Consider the following 291-nt stretch of genomic DNA (forward strand, 5'->3'; position numbering starts at 1 on the left):
CGCAGCGGCAAGCTGTTCAGCGACATCGGTCTGCCACCGCTCAACCCGCAGGACGACCGCGCCATGCTGTGCGGCAGCCCGAGCATGCTCGACGAGACCAGCGCAGTGCTGAACAGCTTCGGCCTGAAAGTCCCGCCGCGGATGCGCGAGCCGGGTGATTACCTGATCGAGCGAGCGCTCGTCGAGAAGTAGGAACACCGCCTAACTGAAAAGCCCCCATTGCCTGTGCAGGCAATGGGGGCTTTTTTATGCTTGGCACAATCCCTGTAGGAGCTGTGTAGGAGCTGTCGA

At 61.9% G+C, this 291-nt stretch carries 1 pseudogene; it reads left to right on the plus strand.

What is annotated here, in order from left to right:
- Nucleotides 1-192: pseudogene (locus tag BK665_RS33920) on the plus strand (ferredoxin--NADP reductase); the annotation flags it as partial.
- Nucleotides 193-291: the final 99 nt, after the last annotated feature.

It is taken from the genome of Pseudomonas frederiksbergensis, from assembly GCF_003732665.1.
GTDB classification, from domain to species: domain Bacteria; phylum Pseudomonadota; class Gammaproteobacteria; order Pseudomonadales; family Pseudomonadaceae; genus Aquipseudomonas; species Aquipseudomonas frederiksbergensis_G.